This window comes from Oleiphilus sp. HI0066, from assembly GCF_001635725.1.
The window spans coordinates 1-1,301 of sequence record NZ_LWFH01001709.1 but is presented as its reverse complement, the minus strand read 5'-3'; the positions used below and the strand labels follow the sequence as shown (position 1 = coordinate 1,301).

Genomic DNA, 1,301 nt, shown 5'->3' with positions numbered 1-1,301 from the left:
TGACTCATGTGAGTGTCGTTTTCCTTTTGTTGAATGCAAAACACTATAGTTAAAAACAGCCGGTTCGTTGAAATTGCCTAGATTTTAAGTGGCGTAGAGGTCTTGCGGCAAGTGATGCATGAAATCGCTTATGCAAGAGGGAATTAGCATAGTTAACTAAGTGCTTGTATTCCTTTAGCGTCTAAACAGCATTTCTTTAAGTAAAAGTGATCTAAACAAGTGAATCTGATTGCGACTATCTTTATGTACTGTAAGAACGGAGCCCAGCGGAGGAGCTAACTATGTTGCTTTCACATATGTTTGGATTGGCCACTCACCCTACTAGAGAGTGGCAAGAAATCAAAAAAGAGCATTCCATGCCGACAAGGATCTTTGTCGCGTACACCTGCATATTGGCCGCCATCGGGCCTCTGTGTGCTTATTATTCTACCACTGTAGTTGGTTGGACAATCGGTGATGGGGCCGTCACGAAGTTGACCGCAGACAGCGCATTCCTCTTGTGCGGGTTAACATATCTAACGATGCTGCTGGGAGTATTTTTTATTGGCTACATGATCGACTGGATGGCTCAGACCTACGGAGCTGAGCATGACGAGCAAGCTGCAAACGGAATTGCACTCATGGCATACGCATGCACGCCTCTGTTTTTAGGTGGTTTTTCGCTGTTATATCCTGTCTTTTGGGTCAACGCCTTAGTATTTGTATTTGCTGCCGCATGCGCAGGGGTTCTTCTACACAAGGGTCTTCCGATCGTGATGCGTATTTCAGAAGATAGAGCGTTTTTCTTCGAAGGGGCGATTCTCGCAGTCGCGCTCGTTTATCTTGTCTCAACGCGTGTCGCAACGGTAATTATTTGGTCGTTGGGTATAGGGCCAGAATTTATTGGCGGATAATAGGTAGAGACTAAATCGAGCCGCAAATGCTCTCATGAGATTTGCGGTTTTTTTATACCTAAGATTCGTAGCCGGCATTGTTTTAAACAATATATTGTTGTTTGTTATTAAAAATGCCTATATATTGTGTTTTGCATTGGTTCACATCTACTAAATAGACACGTAAGAATGTCTCTGAATTAGTTGTGCTAAGAGAGAATCTGGTGAAAATCCAGAACTGACGCGCAGCGGTAATTGGGAACGAAAGCGACATAATGCGAAGCAAGATAGCTACACGCATTAGGCACTGGAACGTAAAATTCTGGGAAGTCGTCGCTGTAGGATAATCGTTAGATTTAACACACGCCCATAAGTCCGAAGACCTGCCAAAGCAACCCATTTATCACAAGATAAATGGGCTTTCATACC

At 43.7% G+C, this 1,301-nt stretch carries 1 protein-coding gene and 1 riboswitch; the gene reads left to right on the top strand.

From position 1 onward, the window contains the following. The first annotated feature begins 281 nt into the window (after window positions 1–281). The gene (locus A3738_RS26740) at window positions 282–893 is read left to right on the top strand and encodes a Yip1 family protein (protein ID WP_068474695.1); all 612 of its coding nucleotides are present in this window, start codon (window positions 282–284) and stop codon (window positions 891–893) included. Between the two features lie 163 nt (window positions 894–1,056). Beyond that, window positions 1,057–1,278: riboswitch (cobalamin riboswitch) on the top strand. Window positions 1,279–1,301: the final 23 nt, after the last annotated feature.

Excerpts from the sequence above, each read along its gene's own strand:
- A3738_RS26740 (WP_068474695.1), top strand. The coding sequence starts at position 282 with ATGTTGCTTTCACATATGTTTGGATTGGCCACTCACCCTACTAGAGAG.